Source organism: Actinophytocola sp. (assembly GCF_049647105.1).
In the GTDB taxonomy this organism is placed as follows: domain Bacteria; phylum Actinomycetota; class Actinomycetes; order Mycobacteriales; family Pseudonocardiaceae; genus Actinophytocola.
In genome coordinates, this window is sequence record NZ_JBARWZ010000037.1 from 1 (window position 1) to 3,458 (window position 3,458).

At 73.3% G+C, this 3,458-nt stretch carries 1 protein-coding gene; it reads right to left on the minus strand.

The window, feature by feature from the left end:
• Positions 1–3,458: type I polyketide synthase (locus WBA97_RS05530; RefSeq protein ID WP_424229594.1), on the minus strand; the 3,458-nt coding region annotated here is incomplete at both ends.

A 3,458-nucleotide genomic window follows, 5' to 3' on the forward strand; every position in this document is an offset into this window, starting at 1 on the left:
GCGGATGGCGAGCTGGTCGCCCGCGCCGCCCGCGAGGACCGCCGCCAAGCGGGCACCCGCGCGCCCGTCCAGTTCGTCGGGCAGGTCGACGAGGCCGCCCCAGCGGTCGGGACGTTCCAGCGCGGCGACCAGGCCGAAGCCCCAGATCCGGGCGGCGACCGGGTCGGTGATCCGGTCGGACCGGCCGGTGGCGACCGCGCCCCTGGTCAGGCACCACAGCGGCACCGGTGGCCCGGCTTCCAGCGCGGCGCTGAGCGCGACGGTGCCGTCGAGGTCCAGTCCGGACACGACACCGGCGAGGGTGCCGGGCAGTTCGTCTTGGCCGTCGATCTCGACCACGTCCGCGCCACCGGCCAGGAGCGCGGCGACGACGTCGGCGCCCGCGCCCGCGACCGCCCAGGTACCGGTCAGTGCGGCGGCGGGCGGGGTGACCGGCCGCCACGCGACGGCGTAGCGCCAGGCGTCGACCGTGGCCGAGGTGCGGCCGCGTTCGCGCCACGCGGAGAGTGCGGGGAGGACGGCGCTCAGCGCGGCACCGTCGGGGAGGCGGAGTTCGTCGGCGAGGACGGAGACGTCGCCGGACTCGACCGCCTGCCAGAACCCGGTGTCGTCCTGCCCCGAAAGGGTGGGGGCGGGTGCTTCGGCCCAGTACCGCTCGCGTTGGAAGGCGTAGGTGGGCAGGTCGACGCGCCTGCCTTCCGGCACGATCCGCGCCCAGTCGACGGCGGCGCCGCGCGTCCACGCGGCGGCGACGGCGGCGAGCACGGTGCCGGTCTCGTCGCGGCCGCGCCGCAGTACGGCGACGGCGTCGGTGACGTGCGCCGACAGCACCGGATCGGGCCCCAGCTCCACGAAGGTGACGACGCCGCGTTCACGCAGTTCCGTGACACCGTCGGCGAACCGCACGGTGTCCCGAACCTGCCGCACCCAGTACGCCGGGTCGGTCACCGCACCCGGCAACGGAATCCCAGGTTCGTGGTACGTCAAGGACTCCGCGACGACAGCGAACTCCGCGAGCATCGGCTCCATCAACTTCGAGTGGAAGGCGTGCGACACCACAAGCCGCTTCACCCGACGACCCTCAGCCCGCCACCGCTCCTCCAGAGCGGAAATCTCCTCTTCAGTTCCCGACACCACAAGCGAAGTCGGACCGTTCACCGCCGCGACATCGACACCAGCCGGAACGTCCTCTTCGGACACTTCCGCCGCCAGCATCGCGCCACCGGACGGCAAAGCCGCCATCAACCGACCACGAGCCGCCACCAACGTGCAAGCGTCATCCAGTGACAGAACCCCGGCGACATGCGCGGCAGCAAGCTCACCAATCGAATGACCCAACAAGTGATCCGGCGTGACACCCCACGACTCCAGCAACCGGAACAGCGCCACCTCCAACGCGAAAATGGCTACCTGCGCGCCGTCGGTCCGGTTCAGCAACACCTCGTCGTCGAGCGGGACACCCCCGAACCGCGAACACACCTCATCCCACACCTGAGCGAAGACCGGGACAGCCTCATGGAGTTCCCGGCCCATCCCCACCCGCTGAGAACCCTGACCGGTGAACAAGAACGCCAGACCGCCGGACGACGCCTTGCCCGCGACGGTGTGGCCGCCGAGCAGGACGGCACGGTGGGCCAGCGCGGCCCGGGTGGTGGCCAGGGAGAAGGCGACGTCGGCGGGACTCAGGTCCGCCGCGGCGGCCGTCACCCGGTCGATCTGGTCGGACAGAGCGGTTTCGCTGCCCGCCGACACCACCCACGGCGTCGCCACGGGCACACCGGCCGGTGCCGGGGCGGGTACCTGGACGGCTTCCTCGATGACGGCGTGCGCATTGGTGCCGCTGATGCCGAAGGAGGACACACCGGCCCGGCGCGGTCGCTCCCCCGCCTGCCACGGCTGGGCCTCGGTCAGCAGCCGGACCGCCCCGGCGGACCAGTCGACGTGCTGCGACGGCTCGGCGACGTGCAGCGTCCGTGGCAGCACACCGCCACGCAGGGCCATGACCATCTTGATGATCCCGCCGACGCCCGCCGCCGCCTGGGTGTGGCCGACGTTGGACTTGAAGGAACCCAGCCACAGCGGCCGGTCCCGGTCCTGTCCGTAGGTCGCGAGCACCGCCTCGGCCTCGATCGGGTCGCCAAGGACCGTGCCCGTGCCGTGCGCCTCCACGGCGTCCACATCGGACGGTGCGAGTCCTGCGTCCCGCAGAGCGGAGCGGATGACCCGTTCCTGCGCAGGCCCGTTCGGGGTGGTGAGGCCGTTGGAGGCGCCGTCGGAGTTGACCGCCGTGCCACGCACGACCGCCAGTACCGGGTGCCCGTTGCGGCGGGCGTCGGACAGGCGCTCCACGAGCAGCACACCGGCGCCCTCCGACCAGGCCGTGCCGTCCGCGGTGGCCGAGAAGGACTTGCACCGGCCGTCCGGGGCCAGCCCGCGCTGGCGGCTGAACTCCACGAACGTGTTCGGTTTGGCCATCACGGTGACGCCGCCGACCAGTGCCATCGAGCACTCCCCGGCCCGCAGCGCCCGGACCGCCCAGTGCAGGGCGACCAGCGACGACGAGCAGGCCGTGTCGACGGTGACCGCCGGACCCTCGAGACCGAAGGTGTAGGCGACGCGGCCGGACACGACGCTGGCGGCGCTGCCGGTGCCGACGTAGCCCTCCGCGTCGTCGGGCACGACGGCCATGCTGGAGGCGTAGTCGTGGTACATGACGCCCGCGAACACCCCGGTGCGGCTGCCGCGCTGCGCGGCCGGGTCGAGACCGGCCCGCTCGAACACCTCCCAGGACAGCTCGAGCAGCAGGCGCTGCTGCGGGTCCATGGCGATCGCCTCGCGCGGCGAGATGCCGAAGAAGGCCGCGTCGAACCGGTCGGCGTCGTGGAGGAACCCGCCCTCGCGGGTGTAGCTGGTGCCGGGGTGGGCCGGGTCCGGGTGGTAGAGCCCGCCGAGGTCCCAGCCCCGGTTGTCCGGGAACCCGGTGACGCCGTCGCCGCCGCGCTCGACCATCGCCCACAGCTCCTCGGGGCTGTCGACGCCGCCGGGGTAGCGGCAGCTCATGGCGACGATCGCGATCGGGTCGTCGGCAGGCGCGGTCTCCGGCTCGTCGACGACGGGGCCGGCGACAGGACCGGCGGCGGTGCCGGTCAGTTCCGCGATCAGGAACGCGGTGAGCGCGGCGGCGTTGGGGTGGCTGAACACCAGGGTGGACGGCAGCCGCAGGCCGGTGGCCGCGCTGATCCGGTTGCGCAGCTCCACCGAGGACAGCGAGTCGAACCCGAGGTCGGCGAACGCCTGGCGCGGGTCGAGCGCGGCGGCCGACGAATGCCCGAGCACGTCGGCGACCTGGGTCGACACCAGGTCCCCGACCCAGGCGGCCGGGTCGGCGGCGGTCCTGGCTACGGGGTCGGCGGCGCGGCGGCGGGCGGGGCGGACGAGACCCCGGAGCAGCGCGGGCA